Origin of the sequence: Rummeliibacillus pycnus (genome assembly GCF_044359855.1) — a bacterium.
GTDB classification, from domain to species: domain Bacteria; phylum Bacillota; class Bacilli; order Bacillales_A; family Planococcaceae; genus Rummeliibacillus; species Rummeliibacillus pycnus_A.
On sequence record NZ_CP132291.1, the window covers coordinates 3,105,540 to 3,128,818 of the forward strand.

The window sequence follows — 23,279 nt, forward strand, 5'->3', positions numbered from 1 at the left end:
TCTCTTTCTTCTTTATATAAAAATAATTTTAAATGGATATACAATAGCAATCTCTCTTTATATAACCATATTTATAGCTGATTTGCATAGTAGTTAAAAGTTTATTTAGAATTTTTATAAAATAATTTACGAAATGATATATAAAAAGTAACATCCATCTAGTAAAATAAAAAAGTAATTGAAAATATTAGGTTGTCTGACGTCATAGGACTTACCAATCATTGGTTTTAATTACAATAAAACAACAAAGGTGGTAAATGGATGAAAAGGAATCAGGAGTTCAACCGATGGACAAGTTTGTTCATGATCGTTCTTCTAGTGATTAGCACGATTTTGCCGAGTAAATTTATGAATAAAGCTCACGCAGAACAAGCTAATCATGTGGTTATTTCTCAGGTTTATGGTGGGGGAGGAAATGCTGGGGCTCCCTATAATTTGGATTTTATCGAATTGTACAATCCTACAGATCAAGATGTATCACTTGATAATTGGTCAATTCAGTATGCCTCATCCACTGGGAACACGTGGACTCCCACAGAATTAAAGGGGACTATTAAAGCGCATGGATATTATTTGATCGCAGAAAAAGGTGGTACCGTTGGTGTTGATCTACCAACACCAGATGTAACTGGCTCAATTGCAATATCTGCTACTAGTGGGAAAGTGGTTTTATTAAACACTACTACTCTAGCTAGTGGTACAACTCCAGCGGGTGCGATTGATCTTGTAGGTTTTGGTGGCAGTAATACCACTTCTAAAGGATTTGAAGGCACAGGTCCAACACCAGCTCCATCTAACACAACAGGCGTTCAACGTAGACCATACGCAAATGTCGCACCAGCACAAGGACTAGGAAACGCATGGGATTCAGATGACAATGCTGCAGATTTCGCAGTTACTAATCCCACAGCAAGAAACACAGCAAGTCCAACAGAATCACCGATGATTCCTAAACTCAGCTTGCAACCTAAAGGAACAAATATTCAATTTAACCAACAAGGAAATACTGCAACGATAATGGGGAAAGTAGATGCAGTTGAGCCTAATTCAACGGTAAAAATATATGAAACTGCATCCAAAGGAACTCCTCTAACAACTGCAACAGCACAAGCAGACGGTTCCTTCACAGCAGATTTCACAAAAGAAACACCTCTTTCTTCTATCTATGTTTCAGCAACACAAACTGGTCTTGACGAAAGTGACGCAATTGCAATCGACTTAGCAACTGCCAGCAAAAATATTGATCAAACAATGTTAAGCTATGTAGTAACAAACGGCAAAGGTACTTTAATCGGTAACGCAAAATCTGCTACGGCAAATGCAATAATCAATGTCTACCCTACTGCCAAAGCTGAATCTGGCACTAGTTTACTAAAAACTGAAGTAAAAGCCGATGCTTCAGGTGGTTTTAATGTAACAATCGACAGCGCACCTGACACTGTTTATGTAACGCAAATCACAAACGGCAGTAAGGGAATTATGTTAGAAAGCGCACCTGTCTCAGTAACAAAAGCAGATACTTCTGTCATTTCGAAAATCAAGGATGTACGTGAACCTGATGCAAACGGAAAACCAGTTAACTTAAATAAAGTTTTCACTATAGAAGGTGTAGCAACAGTCAATAACCAAATTCTTGGAACACAAAAGCAAAACTTTTATATTCAAGATGAAACAGCTGGAATCAATATTTTCGGATCAGTAGAAACACCTTTTAAAACGAACAAAGGTGATAGAGTTCGAGTAACAGGTAAAGTATTAATTTACAATGGTTTATTAGAATTGGAAGCAACTTCAATAGAGAAAATTAGTGAAGGAAATTCAATTCCAGATCCAAAACCAGTCACAATCCTGGATCTAACGATATATGAAAAAGCAGAACCACTAGAAGGTAGCCTTGTAACAGTAACAGGAAAAGTTTCTGCAGTTGCAGTCACTGCTCCAAACTACAATGTGACTTTCGTTGATGAAAACAATAAAGCAACAACATTACGCGTAATGGGTACAACTGGTATTAAACCTGAAACAGACTTGGAAATTAATAAAAGCTACACAGTCACTGGGATTGTAGGGCAATATACAACAAATGCATCACCAAAGAGTGGTTATCAAGTCTTTCCACGTGATGTAAAAGATATTGCACCAATCCTTGGTATTACTCATTCACCTATTAAACAAGTTTATAAAGACGTAAACGTAGATTTTGAAGCAGAGGCAGATGGAGCAGATTCTGTCACAGTTTACTACAAAACAACGGACGCAACAGATTACACCGCATTAAAAATGGATAAAGGGAGCGGAAACCGTTACACAGCAACCTTACCAAAAGAAAAAGTTCCGCAAAGCGGCTTCCAATATTACATCGAAGCAAAAGCAGGGGAACAAACTCAAACAAAGGGTACAAAAACAGAACCATATACAGTAGCAGTAATCGAAGACAAAGCTGGCCCTGAAATCACTGGTCTAACACCACAAGACAATACAAAAGTGGAATCACCAAGACCAGAAATCTCAGCACTCATCAATGACCCAAGTGGGATAAAAGAAGATTCAGTAAAACTGTGGTTAGACGGTAAAGAGCTCAAAGCACCACAAGCAAATATCAGTAAAACACAAGTAAAGTACACTCCTGAAGAGGATCTCTCTCTTGGTAATCATAAAGTGAAGGTATCTGCATCAGACAACAAAGGTAACCAATCAGAAAAAGAATGGACCTTCGAAGTGATAGCTCGTTTCACAGGTGGCCATCACTACCGAGGAACAACGCATAACCATACGAATATCTCACATGATGCAGCTGGTACACCAGAAGATGCATTAAAAGCAGGGAAAGCGCATCATTATGATTGGTTTGCATTTTCAGACCACTCACATGATATTGATCCAGAAAAACTTGGACAAGACACCGTAACTCGTGGCAATATGCAAGAACGTTCAGGCGGCGCTCAATGGCAGCAAACAAAGGACCTAGCAAAACAATATACAAAAGATGATTATGTCGTGTTCCCAGCATTTGAAATGACATCTACAACATGGGGACATTCTAACATCTTCGGTACGGATAATTTTATCGACCGTAATATTAACGGCAAGCAATATCAAGATTTAAGCCAATACTATGCATGGGTATTAACTTACGACGATATCGTTGGTCAATTCAACCACCCAGATATGTCGGCCAATGCATTTAATAATTTCAAACCTTATAACAAAGAAGTAGATAAACTATTTACGATGTTAGAAGTTGGAAATGGTTCTGGTCACTATGGCTATGCCAATGCAGAAAAGAAATTCTACTCAGCTCTAGATCTAGGATGGCATATCGCTCCAACATATGGTGAAGATAATCATGATGGAACTTGGGGACAAACTAACGCACGTACAGTCATCGTTGCAGATAGTCTAAAGCAAGAGTCTCTTCTACATGCAATGCGCAACATGCGTGTTTATATGGAAGAAGATCCAAACTTCCAGTTGGATGTATTAGCAAATGGTTATTACATGGGCTCAACAGTTGATAGCAAATCATTGAAATTTGATATTAAAGGAGACGACCCAGTAGCAGAAGCACATAATAATAGTGATTATGCATATCTGCCAACATCATATAAATCAGACGACCGTATTAAAAAAGTGGAACTGATTACAAATGGAGGAAAAGTAGTTGATACCATTGAACCGATGACAAAAGACTTTACTTGGAAACCAGAGTACACAGTATCAGGTGGTCAACAGTGGTTTGTCGTTAAAGTAACTCAAATGGATGGCGAACAAATTTACTCTTCACCAATTTGGTCAAAAGAAGAATCAGTGGATGTCAAAGTAAATGACCTTGATGTAAATGGTGGGGTCGTTATCGATGGGAACCCAGCAAAACTAACAGCAACTGTAGCAAACAATGGTACAGAAGCAATCAAGAATTTAAAAGTAGATTTCTATTACGATGAAGTAAATGAAAAAAATCTAATTGATTCAAAAGATATTACATCCATTCCTACAAAGGGTTCATCATCTGCAACAGTTACATGGCCTAACCCGTTAAAAGGTGACCATAAAATTATTGTAGTGGTGACTTCAAAAGATGGACTCGATATTGGGAAAGTAGAGTACACAGAAGCCATCAAAGTAAAAGAATCACTAGGCAAGAAAGTACTAATCGATGCCAATCACGGCAACGAAAATACAAGCGCTGATGGTGGCACATATAAAGATAACTTAAAAGCCTTTACACTGATGCTTCAAAAAGAAGGCTATACTGTAACTGAAAATAAAACAGCACTGACAGATGACGTCTTAAAAGATGTTAAAGTATTAGTATTTACAAACGCAACAAAAGCTTTGACAGATGATGAAAAAGTAGCTGTTAATAAGTTCGTACAAAATGGCGGTTCCTTATTTATGGCAGGTAAAAGTAATAACGGTAGCATAACACCTGATAATAATAATGCTTTACTAGCGCAATTAGGTTCAGCCATTCGAATCAGTAACGATGGTGTATTCGATGATAGTAAGACAGGTAATTTCTGGAGTGATCCAGCAGTAAGTCCTTTTGCTGTCAGAATTCATCCAGGATTAGTTTCAAACTATATAACAGACCGTGTATCATTTGTCGATTACTATAGCGGTGCAAGCTTGTCTGGAATTGACAATAAAGCACTGGAAGCGAATGATAAGCTGACCATTCTCGCAAAAGGTAATGAAACAACTTACCAAAAAAATATCAAGGGTGGCTACACGTACGATAACGTTTCAGACGATAAAGGCGGCTCAGCAATTCCATTAATTGCAACTGAAGAAATTGGCAGTGGACGTATCATCGTTTCCGGTATGAATTTCTTCAACGACAAACAAATGGATGAAGCCTTTGAACCGAAAGGTAATGACGAGCTAGCATTTAATTCCATCAACTGGTTAGCAAAACGAGATACCAAAGTGCAGAAAATCGCGGAAATTCGCAAACTGTCTGATGATACAAATGTAGTAATAGAAGGAACAGTCACTACAGCTGCAGGCGTATTCTTCGACGCCTTCTATCTTCAAGATGACACAGGTGGTATTATGGCCTTCCAAGAAGTACCGGCTGGTTCTCTAAAAGAAGGCGATAAAGTACGCGTATATGGTCATATGAAAACATATGAAAACAACAAAGAATTAGAGTTTACAAGTTTCAACAAAGATGTCATCAAACTAAAATCAGGAAAACCATTAGAACCGAAGACCGTATTAACTGGTCAAGCAACAACTGCTGCCAACCAAGGGCTTCTAGTAAAAGTGAAAGGCAAAGTTGTATCGAAATTCGATGAAAACTCATATGTTATCAATGACGGTTCTGGAGATTTGCTCGTATTTACAGACGGTTATATCGTCAACCAAAGCAATATTCCAGTACCAAATCTGAAAGCGGGCGATACATTAGAAGCTGTCGGACTTTCAGGCTCCTTCTCACAAGGAACTCGAATTCGTGTGAGAGATACTAGAGAGTTAGTAGGAACGCCGAAATCTGGATCAGACTCTTCAGGAGGTTCTGGCTCTGGTTCAGGCAATGGCTCATCAGGAGGTTCTGATTCTGGTTCAGGTGATGGCTCTTCCGGTGGTAAACCAACACCTCCAATTACTAATGGTGTTGAAAATAATACCCAAACAAATAAAGACGTAGTATTCACATTAGCAAAGGATGCAACAGCAACTCTAGATGGGAAAGAATATAGTAGCGGTACGAAGATTACTGCTGAAGGAGAACACGCATTAATCGTAACGGACAAAGATGGAAAAGTAACCATCATCAAATTCACGATTGATAAAACAGCTCCAACAGCACCTAAGGTAGGTAAAGTATCGGATAAATCAACGAAGATAAGTGGAAAAACAGAAGCTAATGCCACTGTTAAAATCTACATCTCAGGAAAATACCAAGGCAGTGTGAAAGCTGATAAATCTGGTAACTATAGCTTTAACATGAAGAAGATAAAAGCTGGTACTACGATTACGATCAAAGTAATAGACAATGCAGGAAATATCAGCAAAACAACAACAATCAAGGTAGAAGACAAAACACCACCAAATACGCCAAAAGTTGATAAAATCACTGCTAACACAACGAAAATAACAGGTAAGGCAGAAGCGGGATCAACCGTATATGTAAAGTCAGGAAATAAAATTATCGCAAAAGCAATAGCAAACAAAAAAGGCGAGTTTGCGATTAAACTACCAAAACAAAAAGCAGGCAAAGTCTTAACCATCACCTCTAAAGACAAAGCTGGAAATACAAGTAAGTCCAAAAAAGTAATCGTGAAAAAATAAAACGATACCTGGCACGCATACAATTTACTACAATTCAATCATAAGCTAATTCCACACCACCTGATTAGTCGAGACTAGTCAGGTGGTGTTTTTGTATAGACAGATCCTCTCTCGGTTTCTGCATGATCCACCGCTGTCTCATTTACTGTACAGTAGCAATCAATAGTTTCTTCGAAAAAACTTCTATTCGTATAATGATCATTTAAGATCAGTTATCGTACAAAACAAAAAGCGACCGATATAACGAATTGCAATTTAGTTTTACAGGGTACCCTTTATAAAAAAACAACAGAAAATCTCGTGCTATATTATTACAATATCCAACAATTGCGTAACATTTGTAATAGTCATTCCGAATAATAGTATGACTGAAAATTGAAATTGTCATGATGATGTCAAAATATCAAAATACATAACTGTTTTAAAAAAACTATATATAAAGGAAGAAACTCAAAATTACTTTCTGAGTATTGAGTAAATTTCAAACGATTTTATACAGAAATTAATTTGTTTCGTTATTATGCAAATGTTACAAATAATTATATACTTAAAAATCATCTTAAATTAGTAAAATACAAAGCTACAAAATAATCTTATATTCCTACGTTTTATGTTTATGTTGTATAAATCAAATAATTTTTGTAAAAATATTGTTATTTGAGAAAAAATGTATAATTTTTTTGCTTTTTTTGATAATATAGTGATATTGTACTTTTTATGTTGAATATTTTTACAGAAAAAAAGGTGGAAATTCTCCCTCTGATAGTCGATAATTAGGCTAAGCATGATTAGCTGATGAAACAAAAAACCAGCAAAATGCTAATCATATCCAATAAGGGAGGATTTTTATTCATGGCAAATCATAAATTTGTTAAATCTGCAACAGCACTTGTACTTGGTGCTTCTGTACTTACTAGTGCAGTATTAGTTCCAGGCGCAAATGCTTCAGCAAAAACTACTTACAAAGTGACAAAAAAAGGTACACTTGTAAACGCAAAAACTAACAAAACAGTGAAAGGTTACAAATCTTATAAAGGTAAACTTTATAACAACGGTAAAAAATTCACTGGCGTGTACAGCAAACGCTACTACAAAAACGGTGTTAAAGCTACAGGTACTTACAAAGGCGCTTACTATGTAAAAGGCGTTAAAAAAGTAACAACTGGTACTTACGCAGGTGCTTACTACGTTAAAGGTATCAAAAAAGTAACAACTGGTACTTACTCAGGCGCTTACTACGTAAAAGGCGTTAAAAAAGTAACAACTGGTACTTACAACAAAGCTTACTATGTAAAAGGTAAAAAAGTTGTTTCAACTGGCCTTTACGAAAACAAATACTACAAAGATGGCGTACTTAACGTAGGTCTTGCATTATTCCAAGACAAACTATACAAAGATGCTGATCTTGCAAACGGCGTATTCGAATTCAACAACGATACTAACGCTTACGAAAACGGTGTTGTAGTTAAAACTTCAGTTGCTTCTGTAAGTGCAGTTAACCAATCAGAAATCACACTTTCTGGTGCGGCTCTAGGTAAACTAAAAGCTGCTGACGTTACTGTTGCTGGTGTTGAAGTAACTTCATTAACTCCATCTGCTGACTGGAAAACAGCTACAGTTAAATTAAACGGTTCATTACCTGCTAACAAAGATGTAAAAGTATCTGTAAAAGTTGGTACTGAAACTAAAGACTTAACTGTAAATTATGCATTCGGACCAAAAGCAGTTTCAGTACTAGCTAGTACTTATGATGATGATACAGCTAACCAAAAATTAACTGTATTAGTTGATGGCGTTGCAACTTCTGTAGATTATCTATTATCTTCAGGTTACAATGTTGAATTCAATGCATACGATTCTGAAGGTAAAAATGTAACAACTGATCTATTCGCTTCATCTACAACTGGTTCATTAAAATCTTCAGGCTTAAAAACTGGTACTTATAAAGTAACTGTTGTTGTATCTAAAGGTTCTGCAATTTTAAACTCTGAAAAAGCAGAAATCAAAATTGCTAACTTAGATAATGCAGCTACTGCAATCAGTGATTACGAATTAGCTAATACAACAACTAGCCGTACACAAACTAGTTCAACATTAGTAGTTAACGAGTCTGCAGTATTTGAAAACCTAGTTCTAGGTGTAGGTTCTAACAAAGCTGAAGTTGCAACTACTTTAAGTAATCCAAACGTAAAAGTAACTTCATCTGATGATTCAGTTATCTCTGTTGCTAGCAATAATACAATTACTGCTAACAAAATTGGTACTGCAACATTAAAAATTACTGTAGGTAAAGTTACTAAAGAGGTAACTATTACAGTTAAAGGTGAACAACGTTATGCGAAAAGCATAGTTGCTGCTAACCAATCTATCTTTGTTGATGGTAATTCTTCAACATCTAACATTAAAATCCTCGATCAATATGGTGATGTATTAAAAGCTGGTGCTTCAGGTCTATTTGCTGTAGTTCCTACTGATGTTACAGGTTTAACATTTGGAAATTCACCTGAATTAGTTGTAGGTGCAAATGGAACTGCTCCATTAACTCTTGGTACAGCAACTGTTGCTGGCCAATCAGGTACTGTAGTAGTTAAAGATTTAGCAACAAAATCTGTTGTTGGTACATTTACAGTAAAAACTACTGCTGATAACGCTATCGCATCTACTAAATTAACTTATGCTCCAACATCAGAATCATCTGACGATGTAATCGATGCAGAATTAGCTAGTGACGATACTGTTGAATACCAATTGAGCACTTTCAATAAAGATGGTGTTAAAATTAAATCTGCAATTGATTTAGCTGGATATAAAGTTAAATTTAACGGTTCAGTTGTAAAAGTAAATGGAGATGCTACAGGCGAATATAAAATTACTTCTGGTACTTCATTCACAGTTTCAATTAAAGGAAAAGGTACTACAACTGTTGCAATTTATGATGCAAATAATAACTTAGTTGATACAAAAACTGTAACGGTTAATACTGCTGGTACTTCATTCAAATCAGTAGCATGGAAATCAGCTCCTGAAGTAACTTATGGTAAACAAATTAACTATAAAGATGTATTAAATATTACTGAAGGTGCAACTAACAAAGATGATATCGTTAAAGATGTAACTTTATCTTCTCCAGTAGCAAACAGTGTACGTATCTATACTGGTAAAGCTGCTACAACTGCTGCATCAACTGATAAATTATCAAAAGGTGATTTATATATCGACCGTGATGATAGCGGTGATTATTCTACAGGTGATACAGTAATTGGTACAGTAACTGCAAAAGCTGCAGCAAACTCTACTAACTTAGATGCTACAAATGCGATTGATGGTGCTAAAGTTGTAACTGGTACAGTATCTAAAGGTAGCGTAATCTTCTCAGTAGTAGTAGATGGAAATGTTATTACTGATACTTCAGTAAAAGTAAACGTTACAGGTACTACACTTCTACAACAAAATTTAGATGCAGCAAAAGCAAAAGCAGCAACAGCAGCAACAGCTGTGACAAATGCACAAACAGCAGCAACAAAAGCAGCAAAAGACGAAACTGATGCAAAAGCAGTAGCAACAAAAGCAGATGCAGACCTAGCTGCTGCTAATAAAGCTAAAACTGACTTTGTAGCAGCAAATCCTGGAGCTGATACTACAACTTTAGACGCAGCAATTACAGCAGCACAAGATGCTAAAACAAAAGCAGATGCAGCAGTAACAGCAGCAACAGCCGCTAAAACAAAAGCAGATGCAGATCTAAAAACAGCACAAGATGCTAAAGTAAAAGCAGATGCAGATGTAGACACAGCACAAAAAGCATTAGACGCTGCAAAATAATTAAATTTTAAAACTATTATTTGGTGCCAGTCACCGAAATAATTCTGACTTTAGAATACAAATTAAGTCCTTAATCTCTTCGGAGGTTAAGGGCTTTTTTAGTGCGTCCAGATGTCATCCAAATTGTTATGAATAAATAATATCAATAAAAATGATTAAAAGAGGAAAGTTTGGTTAATGATGTTTATATCACTCTCTTGATAATTGGTTAATTTAAAGGAGGTTAATAGGATGAAATTAACAAAAAAATATTGGATTAGTACCGATGAAGGTATCCCGATAGAAACAAGAACAATATTAAATGAATACTTGTTAAGTATAAAACTAGCAAATAAAGCTGAAACGACGATTTCAAGATATCGTTCGATATTAGAGCGATTCTTTCTTGAGTGTTTAATTCCTATTTCTGAGCTAACATCAGAGGATGTTCTTAAGTGGTTACAAGCCTATTCTGTTGGTAAAAAAGAAAGAACACTGGACCAGGTAATTTCCACGCTTTCTTCATTTTTTAATTTTTGTCTTTTAGAAGATTATTTGGATACTGTGGTTATTAAACAGCGCTGGCGTCCAAAAATACCGCAGTCGTTGCCGAAATATCTAGCCGAACAGGAGTATGCTCGAGTTAAAAGAACCGCTGAGGGCTTGTCCACTCGAGATCGAGCGCTTGTATTACTTCTTTTTTCTTCAGGATGCCGCAGGTTTGAAGTGGCTCAATTAACGATTCAAGATGTTGATTTTAATAGACGAACAGTAATAGTCAAAGGAAAAGGGAAAAAGATAAGACATGCCCACTTTTCAGAAGAGTGTGCTTTCGTGTTAAAAGATTACTTACAAACGAGGTCAGTTGATCCAACGGAGCCTTTATTTTTAAACAAATTTGGTCAACCCCTTCAACAAAGCGCAATCTACGCAGTGATAAAGAAGGTTGGAAGAAAGGCTGGTTTGAGGCAATCGTTACACCCTCATGTTTGTCGACATACTTTTGCAACGAATATGTTATCAAAAGGGGCAGACTTAGAATTTATCGCTGATGAAATGGGCCATAGCAATCTAAATACTACGCGAGTCTATGCACGTATTCCTGCCGAAGATATAATTTCGGCTTATCAAAATAAAATGGAGTAGATACCTATGAATCTAGACGTTCAACAATCTTTCTTTCAAGATCACCAAGCTCGATTTAGTTCAGAAACGATTAGGGGATATAAGATTGCCCTCAATCAATTTTTTTCCTTTTGCGGCAAGGACTATGACAGTGTAAAGTCTACTGATATTCGGTCCTGGCTCGCTTCAATGGAGGAAAAAGGTTTAAAACCGCGATCAATCAACATAAAATTTATATCCATGAGAGTCCTAATGTTACATCTTCGAGTAGTAAAAAACTCGTTCAGTTTCTTAGAACCGAACGAGTTTTTATTTTCATGGGTGATAATTTATATTGAGTTCCATTACAACCACTAGAACTAAAAATACAAAGGTAAAAAGGGTGAACCCTAAGCCGTATAAACCGTATTTTCTACTTTCTTTATTTAGCAGAGCGATTATAGATAATATAATTGTAAGTATCGGTAAAGGATAAGCTATTGTAAGCATGGAATTTGTGAACAAACTAAAATTAAGAAAAGCTAAGCTTATAAAACTCAATAATACAGATACTAAACCTATTGAAAAATAGATGTTAATTGATTTTTCTGAAGTCACTTCGTTTCCTCCTAACGCATTTCTGGTGTTATTACTTTCATACCTGATATTTTTTCATCTTCTATCATAGCGTCAAGGTCTTTTACCTTAATTGATAACGTAGCACCATATAGTTTCAAACCATTATCTTTGATATAGTTTCTTCTTTCTTTTATTTCTAAAGATATTGGCCAAATGAGTTCATCAACCATATCAGAATTGGAAGATATAAATGCTAATTGCTCGTAAAATAATTGAACAGGTGTAGATTTATCTATGAAACCAGAATTTTCAGGGGCTCTATTATTAGACGGGAAACCAATTAGAGTAATCCCCCGTGTTTTATCGCTTAAGGCTTGTTTCTCCTTACCTGTTTCAACAGCATTCCAAATAGACTTTGCATTATATTCGTTTAAGAATTGTGATACTTTACCATATTCAATACTATTTTTAAAAACTACGAATGCATTAACGGTACTATCCTTATCTAATCCATTGGTAGAATCATCTAAATCCTCATTTATAATTGTTTGTGGAAAAGTAGCTGACGTTTCTTTAGGAATGTTCAAATTCTGCTTTTGAGAAATTACATTACCAAATCTATAGGTTACTTCATGTGATCCCACATTATATTCAGTCGAATTATATTGTTGTTTTATTGGTGCATCAATTGTTAAACCAAAAAAAGGAGAAATTGAACTTCTAACTTTGTTGTCATTAATCGTCATTGTCGGATCAGTTAGTGAGTATATAGTTTCAAGTGTAAGTATCTGCTTGTTGGCTCTATCTCCAATTGAGTAATATGTTAAAGATAATAAGAACATTACCGGACCAATCAATAAAAGAGTTGACAATATACTAATAATCGTATTCCATTTGGCCTTACTCTTAGCTTTTAATAATATGTCCGTGTGATTTAATGATTCTTTCACCGTGTATCACCTTCCCATTTCTTGTTTAATGCTAGATCTCACCCTAAATATTAAGCTTTTAAATGCAGGTACCGTCATGCCCATAATTTCAGCACATTCTTCATATGTAAACTGCTTAATTATTTTTAGAGTAAATGCCTTTTTCTGTTTTTTAGGTAGTTTATTTATTATCTTTAAGGCTTCTTGCAGTGTTTCATGTGTTATATAATCTTCTTCTATATCTGAATCGACTTGAATTCTATTAAAATAATCATCAGCAGTCACAGTAAAATGTTTTTGTTTTCTAAAATAATCTATACAAGTGTTTTTTGCTATGGTAAAAAGCCATGGTCTAATGTTGTCACCTTGATATGTGTCTAATGCAATATATACTTTATAAAACGTTTCTTGAAGTAAATCTTCTGACTGTTGCTGATCCTTAACAAGGCTGTAAATATAGCGAAGAAGATCATTAGAATATAGATTAAACACCCTCTCAATTGTTTCCATAACTTCCTCCTTCTTCACTTAAACAACGCACGGAAATTAAAATCGTTTCATAAAATGTAAAATTATTTTAATTAAGGGTATTATTTTCCACAGAAAGCTTTCCAATAGAAGAAAGCTTTTTAAGGTGGTGCTCGGATTCGAACCGTGGATAAAAGTTTTGCAGACCTTTGCCGTTACCACTTGGCTACACCACCAAATATTTATGTATACTACTTGAAAGAAACAGGAATGTACTATGCGTTTCAACCAAAGGAAATAAATTCATTTATTTTTAATTGTGTGGGGGACTGGCACCATTCCCAAGGTTCTCTATAAAAAAGACCTTAACCTCTTAAGAGATTAAGATCTTCATATTCTTTAAAAGCTCCTTCTTAAATTATAAAGTAACAACAATCCCGTTATCTGTAATATCCGCTTTATTGTTAGCTTCATCTACTATTTGATAATCATCAGATGTTAATGTCACGCCGCTTGCAAAGTCTGTAGTTGTTAATTCTTTATTAATTGTAAGAGTTACTTCTTTGCTGCCTGTAGTTGTTTTTGATAAGGAAGCAACTGTGCCTGTTACTTCTTTGCCACCAATATTTACTTTGTATGTTGTGTCATTATTGACTTTTACTTCTTCATTGAATGTCACAATGACAGTTGTTGAACCAACGATTTTGGAAACTTTTGCAGAAGTAATTGTTGGTTTTACATTTTCGTTGAATGACTTAGTTGTGACAAAATCATCCATCATGTTACCGTTTAGAGTTTTGATGCCTTTAACTTTTACAGTACGGTTTCCAGAATAGTTGTTTGAACCAGATACAAGTTTTACTGTGGCTACACCACTTGCATTTAAAGTGACGGAGTCAATAGTAGCGCCTGCTACGTAGTAGTTATCTTTGTTTACGACAGTTGAATTGTCCAAAGCTACATCCGTACCGAAGTCAACTGTAAATGTATCATTATCCACAACAGTTACTTGTTTGTCTGTTAATACTAGTTTTGAGTTATCTTTGTCTTCACCGCGAGTGAATAAGAATGCAGATTTTTTTGCTGCATTTTTGTTATCTGCTACGTCAGCAAATACATTTGCGATTAAGTCTACAGTGTACGTAGTATCTTTTTCTAGTGCTTTATCTTCAAATTTTAGTTTTGATAATGCAATTGTGTATTGAGTTGAAGAACTTGGTACAGGTGTTAAATCGGAAGCAGCAAATTTAATATTGCCTGTAGTTGTGACATAGTTTTTAACTGCTTTTGCTGGTAGAGTGATTGTACCTGAAGCAACTAGTGTAGTGTCTTCACTCGTTGTAAAGGTTAATACTTGTTTGTCGTCTTTATCTATAGAAAGTGATGCAGTTACTGTTGGTTTTACAGTATCAGCAACAAAATTGATAATTTGATTGAAACCTTTACCAGCTTCACCAGATAGGTCAGAATATGATTTGTCTGCAATTGCTACATTTACTAAGCCAGATATTGCAGAATTTAACTCGACAATGTATTTTGTTTTATCTGTTTTATCTTTAGTTATCGATTTGATGTTAGAGTTCGAACCAGATATCAATAAGTCTGTTTTATCAAACTCTTGAACTTCTTCAGAGAATTTAATTTCAAATTTCTTTGCATTAATAGGTGTTACACTAGTAACTTGGGGAGCCACACCATCTTTTTCACCTTTTTGAATAGTGACTGAGAATGGTGTTTCAAGGATATTAGTAGCAAAGTCTGTTAAACCAGTGAATGATACCTTAATATCTTTTCCAGCTACTACAGTTGAAGGTAATACAACTTTAATAGAAGAACCCTCAACGGTGATGTTGTCGGATGGTACTTGAATAGAAGAACCATCTGCATATTTTAATGCGACGAATCCTTTATCATTGATGGGTTCAGAGAAATTAAAGACAAAGGTAGAAGCATTTTGTTTTGTAAAATCAACATATGTTGGAGCCGTTTTATCATCGACTTTTACAATTTGGGTATTTGCTGCAAATTTTTCTTTAGTCGTTGTTTCTACTTTATCTGTCACTTCTACCACGTTTGAACCAGTGAAAATAGATCCAGATCCAGCAGTGATGATTACTGATTTTTTATCCGTTGATAATTCAGCTGTTAAATCCGGTAAAGTAGTGGAACCTACTTTTGTCACTGTAATATTTTTTAGCGTATTTGATGCACCAATGATAGTTGATGCATCTACTGAACGATTGAAAGTAATTTTAATTTGTTTTGCGTTCATTGCTTCCAAAGACTTTACTTTAGGTCCAACAACAAGTCCACCTTCAAATGCTTTTTCAACTTCGTTATCTAGATATGTATCATTAGCTAGATCCGCATCAAAATAGTATTTTTCATTGAATAATGCTAGTCCTACATTAAGTACGCCATCTTTATAGAATTTATCCTCATAAAGGCCAGTATCAACCACTTTTTTACCTTTTACATAGTATGCATTTTCATAAGTTCCAGTTGTTACTTTTTTTACACCCTTCACATAGTAAGCACCAGAATAAGTACCTGTCGTGATTTTTTTAACGCCATTAAGGTAATAAGCGCCAGCGTAAGTTCCAGTTGTTACTTTTTTAACGCCTTTCACGTAGTAAGCACCTTTGTAAGTACCAGTAGCTTTAACACCATTTTTGTAGTAGCTTTTGTTGTAAACACCAGTGAATGATTTACCGTCTTTAAACAGTACACCGTAATAAGATTTGTAACCTTTGATTAATTTGTTTGTTTTTGCATTTACAAGTGTCCCACTTTTAGTCATTTTGTAAGTGGTTTTTGCAGAAGCATCTGCACCTGGAACTATTACTGAAGTTGTTAGAACTGAAGCTCCCAGTAATAGAGCAGTTGCAGTTTTAGCAAGTTTAAAATGTAACATGGATAATATCCTCCTTTTTTTGGATGTGATTATTAATTTTGTTAATCACCACTATACTAATTATCAACTATACAGGTTTAATTTACCATAATTTTATGCGAAAATATTTAACTAGTGTTTGTTATATGTAGGTAGAGAGAATCTAGGTTAACTAGTTAGAAGTGAAAACGTTAAAAACCCTTGCATTTCAACAAATGCAAGGGTTTTTGTGAGGATTTAATGTTATTTTTCCTTTTTAAATTTCACTTTTGTTTTAGAGCTTTCTAATTGACCTGGTTTTTGGATTGTTACGTAAATTGTGCCGGCTTTTTTGCCAAGGCTTAATTTGCTTACTTTTAAAGTACTTGATGAAGCGGTAGCGTTTTTCAGTAATTTCCCTTTTGAGTTATAGATACGCACAACAGTTTTTTTGCTTACTTTTTTCACTGTGATTGTATCTTTGGCACCTTTTTTATTTACTACTGAGATATTTTTTGAAGAAGGTGCTGCTGATTTAGCTTTCGTGTAAACATTAATTTTATATGGTTTGTTTACTGTGTTTGATTGATCAGAAACTCGAACATAGTACATTCCTTGAGGTAGGGAAGTAGCGAATGAAGAAAATCCACTATTTGAATTTTTAGTAGTAAATTTACCAACTTCTCCGCCCATTTCGTTATAAATGGTTACTAACCAAGAAGTGTTAGCCTTATTACTAAGTGAAAATACAGTGTACGTATTATTGTTTTTGATCTCTGTACGGTAATAGTCAAAATCATTTATGGTTGAGATGATTCCTGTGTAATTAGTTGCGAATGAAATTGCTGTTGCACTATACATGGAATCGTTATTTTCTTGTTCAACGTTTTGGTTTGTATTTGTAGAAACTTTAAAGTTGTACCGTTCATTTGCGTATTTAGGTGAGTCCATTTGACGAACCACTACATAATAAGTACCGCGAGATAACCCTACATTTTTTGTTACATTACCCGAAGTTGTATCCGTACTTTTCAGGCGAAGGTATTCTCTTTCACTTGCATCATAGATGACAGCTTCCCATTGTACGTCTTTATGATTGCTTAAATTTAAAGTAACGTTACTGTCAGCTCTTAATGCAAATTTATAGCTATCACGGTCATTGTTTGAGCTGATATTCCCGTAATATGTTTTGTTAATTGAAATAGCATTCGCATCTTGAAGTAATGTATTATCTTCTTTTTCAAAATCTGAGCGAGCGCTGTAGTTCACTTTGAAAAGACTAGCTGTAGTATCAAAGTTGCCCCAGTTACCTTTCACTTGTAAAGTATAAGTCCCTTTAGGAATACCGATTTCTTTCTTTGTTGAATTGCCATTTAACATATATGTTGTAGAAGTCATTGTTGCTAATTCTTTTTGGTTCTTGTTTGTTAGCACCATATCCCATTTTGAATTGAGGTTATTTTTCATTTCTAATGTAACGACACCGTCTTTTGGAATATTAAGTGTGTACGTTTCACCTTGAACTGTTTGGATAAATTCTGTTTTCCATGTATTAAATGGAAGGTTTCCTGCTGCTGCTTGTGCATGGGACACATTAAAACCAACTGCACATAAAGTGAACAGCAAAACAAGAGAACAATATTGAATAACTCTTTTCACTAAATCCATCTCCTTGTTATTAATATTTTGTACCTATACAAAATACCATATTTTCCATGTATGGAGGAATCGGCTAAAGGAATTATTTAATACATAGTTAATAGATTATAAATAATGCTAGCTTAGTACTAATTTGATTTAATTTTAAAATATATGTAAAAAAACTGATTTGAAAGAAAATCAGGTGTTTTATGTTAGGTGCCTAACTGCCTATATACTTCTTTGGTGTTCATAACAATAGATGTTTTCATTGAACTTTTGGTTTGATAGGCAATAAAAGCATTTACGCGATTCTATAGAGTCTATGGATGACAATTTAGAATACATAAAATTCTATTTTCTCCTTTTCGTTTTATAGAAATTTAACAATGTCTCATTTCAACAAATAGGTAAAAATAATCTTAATAGTATGTTTTTTACATGTTATAATTTCTAATAATTAACATAATTGTATCCTATTTTAATTGATCATGTTCATTGGATTAATGTGAAATGGAGATTAAAGAATCGTAGGAAGACTTCTGTTTTTTTATAAAAGAGGTGATGAACATATGTCTTTAGGTTATTACTATGCACTTTTACGTGAAAAAGAAGAGCAACTTAAAAGACTGCAGGCTTGTAATGGTCAGTTGCACGCACATCAACAAGATTTTATCGAGTATGAAAGCAAGATTATACAACCTACACTTTCTAGTAGCACTTGGCAAGGGATGTTAGCCAATAAGTTTGATCAAACTCGCACCGAGCAGATGCTTACTGAATATCGTGATTTAGACGGGCAACAATTCAGTTCTGTTTATCAGGTGTTAGGTGACAAAATAAAAAGCTTACAAGAAGAAATACTTGCTATAAAAGCGATTATTAAACAACTTGAGGCAGAACTTGCTGCTCAAAGGAAGCGAAATTAATAACAAGTTTTAGGAGGTGATATTTGTTGGGTATGGAAATTAAAATCAAGCAGAGTGAGATTGAACAAGCCCTTTCTAAGATGAAATCCTCTACAAATGCTCTTCATACTTCGCTTCCTTCTACAGTCGGTGAGGATAATGTTCTAACGCTCGTTGAGAAATGGAAAGACCTCCATCAAGCGCTCGAACAAGTTGTAAAAGCCTACAAAGTCCTATTAATACAAAACGAAGAGGCAAGCAGACAAGCTGTTCAGAGTATGATGGAGTTGGATCATCAGCTGGGGGATTATACACTATTGAAATAAGAAATTTACACTGTGGGAAGTTTTACTTTATGCTAAGTGAGGTGGATCGATATTACGAAGATATTAGATGTTACTGGCTTACAGAATGGAATAAAGGATACGCTCAAATCATTAAAAAATAAACAAACTGAGATAAAAGAAGTTGAAAAGGCAGTGCAAGGGATAATTGCACTAGAAGATGCCTTTAAAGGAAAAAGCGGTGATGCGCTACGAGACTTTTATAAAGAAGTCCATATTCCATTTATGTCCTATTATCAAGATTTTATAGAAGATTATAAGAGTAAACTAGATATCATGGACAAAGAATTACTTGCGCTAGAATCTGCTAGTGATGGTAGGATTGTCGAAGAATTTTTAACAGGAGAGTTAAAAAATAGTCTGCAAAAAACAGCCAATCATACAATCACGCTAACAGACGATACGAATGATACGATTCTTTCGGTACAAGACATTGTTGCATTACCACAATTAAGTGATGCATCCTTTCTTGAAGAAGTCAATGACGCGAAAAAACAAATAAATGATACGGTAGAAAAAGTTCATCAATTTGATTACAATCAAACTGAAGCACTAGAACAATTATCCAAAGATGTATCGAACATGCAAAACTACATAAACGGGATAAAATCGCTATCTAACAGCGGGAAACTCCAACTAGAAAACTATGCAAGCGGTACCTTAAATAAGTATCATTTGGATGATTGGCTTACGGACGTAGGAAGCACCTGTCCTAGAGCAGACACAGAAGAAGTCGATAAAATCGAAGAACTGAAAGAGAAACTTTTAAAGGCATCTTCTGTAGACGAATATTTGAAGATTGCGGAAGAACTTGGCGATGCAAACCTAGATGAAGATCAGAAACAATTCATCACCATGCTGAAAACAGCGAAAGGTATCAAAGACGGCCTCTACGAATCGGGAAAAGACTTCGTGGTAGGGATATGTAATGGGATATATGATTTATTCACCACCAATCCAATAGAAACGGTGGAGAGTACACTTAAAGCGCTTAAAGCGGTAGCTGATCCAGAAACATATAAGTATCTGGCGAAATCGATAGCTGATTCGTATGAACGAGATGTGATTAACGGAGATGCCGAGTCACGTGCACGATGGATATCCTATGCATCAGTAACCGTCTTGACTTCCGTGGTGGGAACCAAAGGGGCAGGAGCTGTAACGAAGGCAGGAATGGCAACGACGAAAGCCGCTGCCAAAGCAGGAGTAAGCACAGTAAAAGGTGCACTAAAAGAAACCTCCATCACAAACTTATTGCCATATGCGCCCCAACACCAACTAGCTGGTGTGAATGTAGGCGGTGTGCCGTTTAATACGGTGGATAGTGCAGGGTTGAGAGATCGGTTGCTTTCTGTGGCTAAGGGTAGTGTGGAAGACTTTAACCCGAAAACAGCTACAAATAAGCAAAAGGGTAATTATGGTGAAATAAAATCAAGTGACAATTTATTAAACAATAAAAGTTTAAAAGGTGCTGGATATGATTTAAAGCCAGTTGGTAAGGGTGCTCCATCAAGCATAGATGATAAAATAGTAAAAGGGATTGACGGATTATACGAAAATAAACATCCAGATTCGAATATCAAATATGTTATTGATGAAGCTAAGTTTGGTAGTTCACAATTAGGCAAAACTAAAGATGGACCGCAAATGTCAGATAAATGGTTGAGAGGTTCAATATCTGGTAAAAGTAGAATATTAAAAGCCGTTGATGGAGATAAGAAATTAGCAACAAAGATTACAAATGCATTAAATGAAGATGAAGTTGAAAGAGTACTATCTAAGGTTGATAGTAGGGGAAATGTTAAAACATTTAGGTTAGATGCAGATGGTAACATCATAGGGGAATGGCCATAATTTAGAAGCTAGGAGGAATCAAATGGAATGAGAGATCATTTATGTATAGAAGAGAAATGTAGAGAAGGAATAGAATTTAATAAAGAGTTTATTGAGGAAAATAGAGAGTATATTAGAAGTTTAGAAGAAGATGAAAAAAATGGTATTCAAAGAAAACCTAAAGACAATCAAAGTATTATCGAAGGAAGGTATTTAAGCAATTTTTTATATGAGATAGAGGATATTAGGGCAAAGTATTCTTTAGGAGAAGACATTAGTGAAATAGAAGAAGATTTTCATAATGCAATTTATGATTTAGAGCATATAGGAAATAATGAAATAGGATATATATTTTTGATTTGGATGATTTCCTTAGGAATATTATTAGAAACGGATAAAAAGAATATAGAAAGATTAAATAGGGTAATTGAGAAAAAAAATATTAATGATTCAGTGATTGATTATTTGTTATATGCTAGTGATATTGGATACACAAAAATCACTAACGCTTACTATAAAGAAAATCCATATGCAAAAACAAGAGAAATTATAGAACTTGCGCAAACAGATAAGAAAGAAGCATCAAGCAGATTGAAAACCTACATGGAGAAAGAATGGTATAAAGGCCATTATGATTATGAATGGAAAAATGCGCATAAAGAACCTGGGTATGTAGGATATTGGAGCTTTGAAACAGCTGCACTAGCAAAGATACTAGAACTAGATGATACAAGCCTACTAAATAATAATCACTATCCGTATGATTTAGCGCATTACAAGAATTCAATGATATTCAAACCAATCTCCCTAAGTGAATACAGTATTGAAAATGAGACTGAAGAGATAGATGAAATAATAGAAGGAATTGAAAATAATCCTTTATTGGAAACAATTATTCCACCAAGATGGCACTCATTTGTCAATGAATTGATACATGATTATGAGAATATGGATGATCGTAGTTTTTATGAAAAATACAAGGAATCGATAGGATTAGGCCAAGCATGGTTTTTATTACAAGAGTATGAACAAGAAAATGAGCAAAAAAATCTCTTAGGAAGTTTAATTGTTTTTGCGATGACCGAAAAAGGATATATATTGCAATTGGATTATAAAGAAGATTTGGAAGATTACAATTCAAGTATGAAAAATTACTGGAATGACTCAAGCACAAAGTTGGTTCAATTTATATTAGATAATGATCAGAAATATTTTGCATTGGTACCAGTAGATGAAAATATAGGGGATATGTATGAAATTGTTGTTAAAGAAGTAAAGTGAAATTATTAAAAAATCAGTAAGAAATCTATTTTGTTGGTTTTAGGGACATGAAAGTAAAATTAAATGAATAATAAAATGGTGGTAGTTGGAAAATCCGACTGCCACTTTTTCTTTAGTGGGGCTTAACTTTAAGGGTACGGGTAGGCGTACCGTTTAATACGGTGAATAGTGTAGGGTTAAGAGATCAGTTGCTTTCTATGGCTAAGGTGGAGTCGAAGGGTAGTACTAAACCTTTCCAAAAACATCACTATGCAACAAATAAAGGTAAGAAATACACTCCTCAAAAGGAGGATATAACAAAAAAATACGGTTTACATTTAGACGATGAATGGAATAAGGAACTACTACCACATCAAGGGATACATCCATATGCATATCATGATTATGTATTAGACAAACTGAGTACTTATGATAGATTAGCAAAGGGAAATAGGGAGAAATTTCTTAAATTGTTTGAAGGGTTAAAGCAAGAAGTTAGAGATAATCCAGATATGCTTTATAAAGAATATTGGAGGTCAAAATGAAATATTTTAAACTAATTATAGATGACAGTAACGATAATGATGTGGTTGTTCATTGTGAGGATACACTTGGTTTTGAACAGTATGAGTTAAAAGAAGGGAATTATTTAGAGAATTGGAGTGACAATATCACTTTTTATTATAATCTTAGGGATGGAAATAGATTTACTGATTATTTAGCAAATAATTGGGGATGGTTTATTGTATCAGAAAAGTTAAAAAGATTAATAAATACAATTGGAGAAGGTGTCCAATTTTTACCTGTAAATGTTGTTGATTTTGAAAGCAAAACTAGAATAGAAGATGATGAATATTTTGTAGCAAATGTATTGGAAGTAGTTGACGCATTAAATCTAGAAAACTCTGATTATAGCGTAATGGATATAGACGGTGAAAAAATATATTCGGTTAGAAAATATGCAGTTTCTGAAGAAAAAATAAATAATAAAAATATATTCAAATTAAAGGGAGATGAAATTCCATTTTTCGTGTCAGAAACTTTTAAACAATTAGTGGAAGGAAGTAATATTACTGGTTGTGACTTTCTTGAAATAAGATCTATCTTATAATTTTTCAAGAACCTTAGAGGTGATATGCCCCCCAAAAGTTGGACTAATATTATTTTTAAGCAACTTTCTCGGTAGTGAGAACCCTATATTGAACGGGGCTATTACCACAGAGTTTTTCTTTAATTCTTTTATGAA

Annotated in this window: 15 protein-coding genes and 1 tRNA gene; 10 read left to right on the top strand and 6 right to left on the bottom strand. The window is 34.6% G+C overall.

The window, feature by feature from the left end:
* Positions 1-261: 261 nt before the first annotated feature.
* The 4 genes from Q8X41_RS15240 to Q8X41_RS15255 all read left to right on the top strand — a co-directional run bounded on the left by Q8X41_RS15240 (position 262) and on the right by Q8X41_RS15255 (position 11,580).
* Positions 262-6,297, top strand: coding sequence for an Ig-like domain-containing protein (locus tag Q8X41_RS15240; protein WP_397537111.1), 6,036 nt, complete (start codon positions 262-264; stop codon positions 6,295-6,297).
* A gap of 852 nt (positions 6,298-7,149) precedes the next feature.
* Complete coding sequence (locus Q8X41_RS15245) at positions 7,150-10,119, top strand: hypothetical protein (protein ID WP_397537112.1); 2,970 nt, start codon at positions 7,150-7,152, stop codon at positions 10,117-10,119.
* A gap of 231 nt (positions 10,120-10,350) precedes the next feature.
* Entirely contained in the window at positions 10,351-11,244 is an 894-nt protein-coding gene (locus Q8X41_RS15250; protein WP_397537113.1) for a tyrosine-type recombinase/integrase, read from the top strand.
* 6 nt (positions 11,245-11,250) lie between these two features.
* A complete protein-coding gene (locus tag Q8X41_RS15255; protein ID WP_397537114.1) occupies positions 11,251-11,580 on the top strand; it encodes a site-specific integrase in 330 nt (109 codons plus the stop codon).
* Here the strand turns inward: Q8X41_RS15255 and Q8X41_RS15260 are convergent.
* The 6 genes from Q8X41_RS15260 to Q8X41_RS15285 all read right to left on the bottom strand — a co-directional run bounded on the left by Q8X41_RS15260 (position 11,539) and on the right by Q8X41_RS15285 (position 17,709).
* A complete protein-coding gene (locus Q8X41_RS15260; protein ID WP_397540324.1) occupies positions 11,539-11,820 on the bottom strand; it encodes a hypothetical protein in 282 nt (93 codons plus the stop codon). The two genes, Q8X41_RS15255 and Q8X41_RS15260, sit on opposite strands and share 42 nt — an antisense overlap.
* Positions 11,821-11,831: 11 nt before the next feature.
* Positions 11,832-12,731, bottom strand: coding sequence for an anti sigma factor C-terminal domain-containing protein (locus Q8X41_RS15265; RefSeq protein ID WP_397537115.1), 900 nt, complete (start codon positions 12,729-12,731; stop codon positions 11,832-11,834).
* A 6-nt stretch (positions 12,732-12,737) separates the two neighbouring features.
* Positions 12,738-13,220 (bottom strand): RNA polymerase sigma factor, encoded by a 483-nt coding sequence (locus tag Q8X41_RS15270; RefSeq protein WP_397537116.1) that lies wholly within the window; start codon positions 13,218-13,220, stop codon positions 12,738-12,740.
* 122 nt (positions 13,221-13,342) lie between these two features.
* Positions 13,343-13,414 (bottom strand) — tRNA-Cys (locus tag Q8X41_RS15275).
* Between the two features lie 182 nt (positions 13,415-13,596).
* A complete protein-coding gene (locus Q8X41_RS15280; protein WP_397537117.1) occupies positions 13,597-16,092 on the bottom strand; it encodes a hypothetical protein in 2,496 nt (831 codons plus the stop codon).
* Positions 16,093-16,314: 222 nt separating this feature from the next.
* Positions 16,315-17,709, bottom strand: coding sequence for a T9SS type A sorting domain-containing protein (locus tag Q8X41_RS15285; protein ID WP_397537118.1), 1,395 nt, complete (start codon positions 17,707-17,709; stop codon positions 16,315-16,317).
* A gap of 551 nt (positions 17,710-18,260) precedes the next feature.
* Here Q8X41_RS15285 and Q8X41_RS15290 point away from each other — a divergent pair.
* From Q8X41_RS15290 to Q8X41_RS15315, 6 genes are all read left to right on the top strand, one after another.
* Complete coding sequence (locus Q8X41_RS15290) at positions 18,261-18,617, top strand: DUF5082 domain-containing protein (RefSeq protein ID WP_397537119.1); 357 nt, start codon at positions 18,261-18,263, stop codon at positions 18,615-18,617.
* 32 nt (positions 18,618-18,649) lie between these two features.
* Positions 18,650-18,922: a YwqI/YxiC family protein gene (locus tag Q8X41_RS15295; protein ID WP_397540284.1), complete on the top strand. Its 273-nt coding sequence runs from the start codon at positions 18,650-18,652 to the stop codon at positions 18,920-18,922.
* Between the two features lie 36 nt (positions 18,923-18,958).
* The gene (locus Q8X41_RS15300) at positions 18,959-20,794 is read left to right on the top strand and encodes a T7SS effector LXG polymorphic toxin (protein ID WP_397537120.1); all 1,836 of its coding nucleotides are present in this window, start codon (positions 18,959-18,961) and stop codon (positions 20,792-20,794) included.
* Positions 20,795-20,821: 27 nt separating this feature from the next.
* Complete coding sequence (locus tag Q8X41_RS15305; RefSeq protein ID WP_397537121.1) at positions 20,822-22,054, top strand: PoNi-like cognate immunity protein; 1,233 nt, start codon at positions 20,822-20,824, stop codon at positions 22,052-22,054.
* Between the two features lie 197 nt (positions 22,055-22,251).
* Positions 22,252-22,578 carry an AHH domain-containing protein gene (locus tag Q8X41_RS15310; RefSeq protein WP_397537122.1) on the top strand — a complete coding sequence of 109 codons (327 nt, stop codon included), beginning with the start codon at positions 22,252-22,254 and terminating at the stop codon, positions 22,576-22,578.
* Positions 22,575-23,144 carry an imm11 family protein gene (locus Q8X41_RS15315; RefSeq protein ID WP_397537123.1) on the top strand — a complete coding sequence of 190 codons (570 nt, stop codon included), beginning with the start codon at positions 22,575-22,577 and terminating at the stop codon, positions 23,142-23,144. Before Q8X41_RS15310 ends, Q8X41_RS15315 begins: the two co-directional genes overlap by 4 nt.
* Positions 23,145-23,279 lie beyond the last annotated feature (135 nt).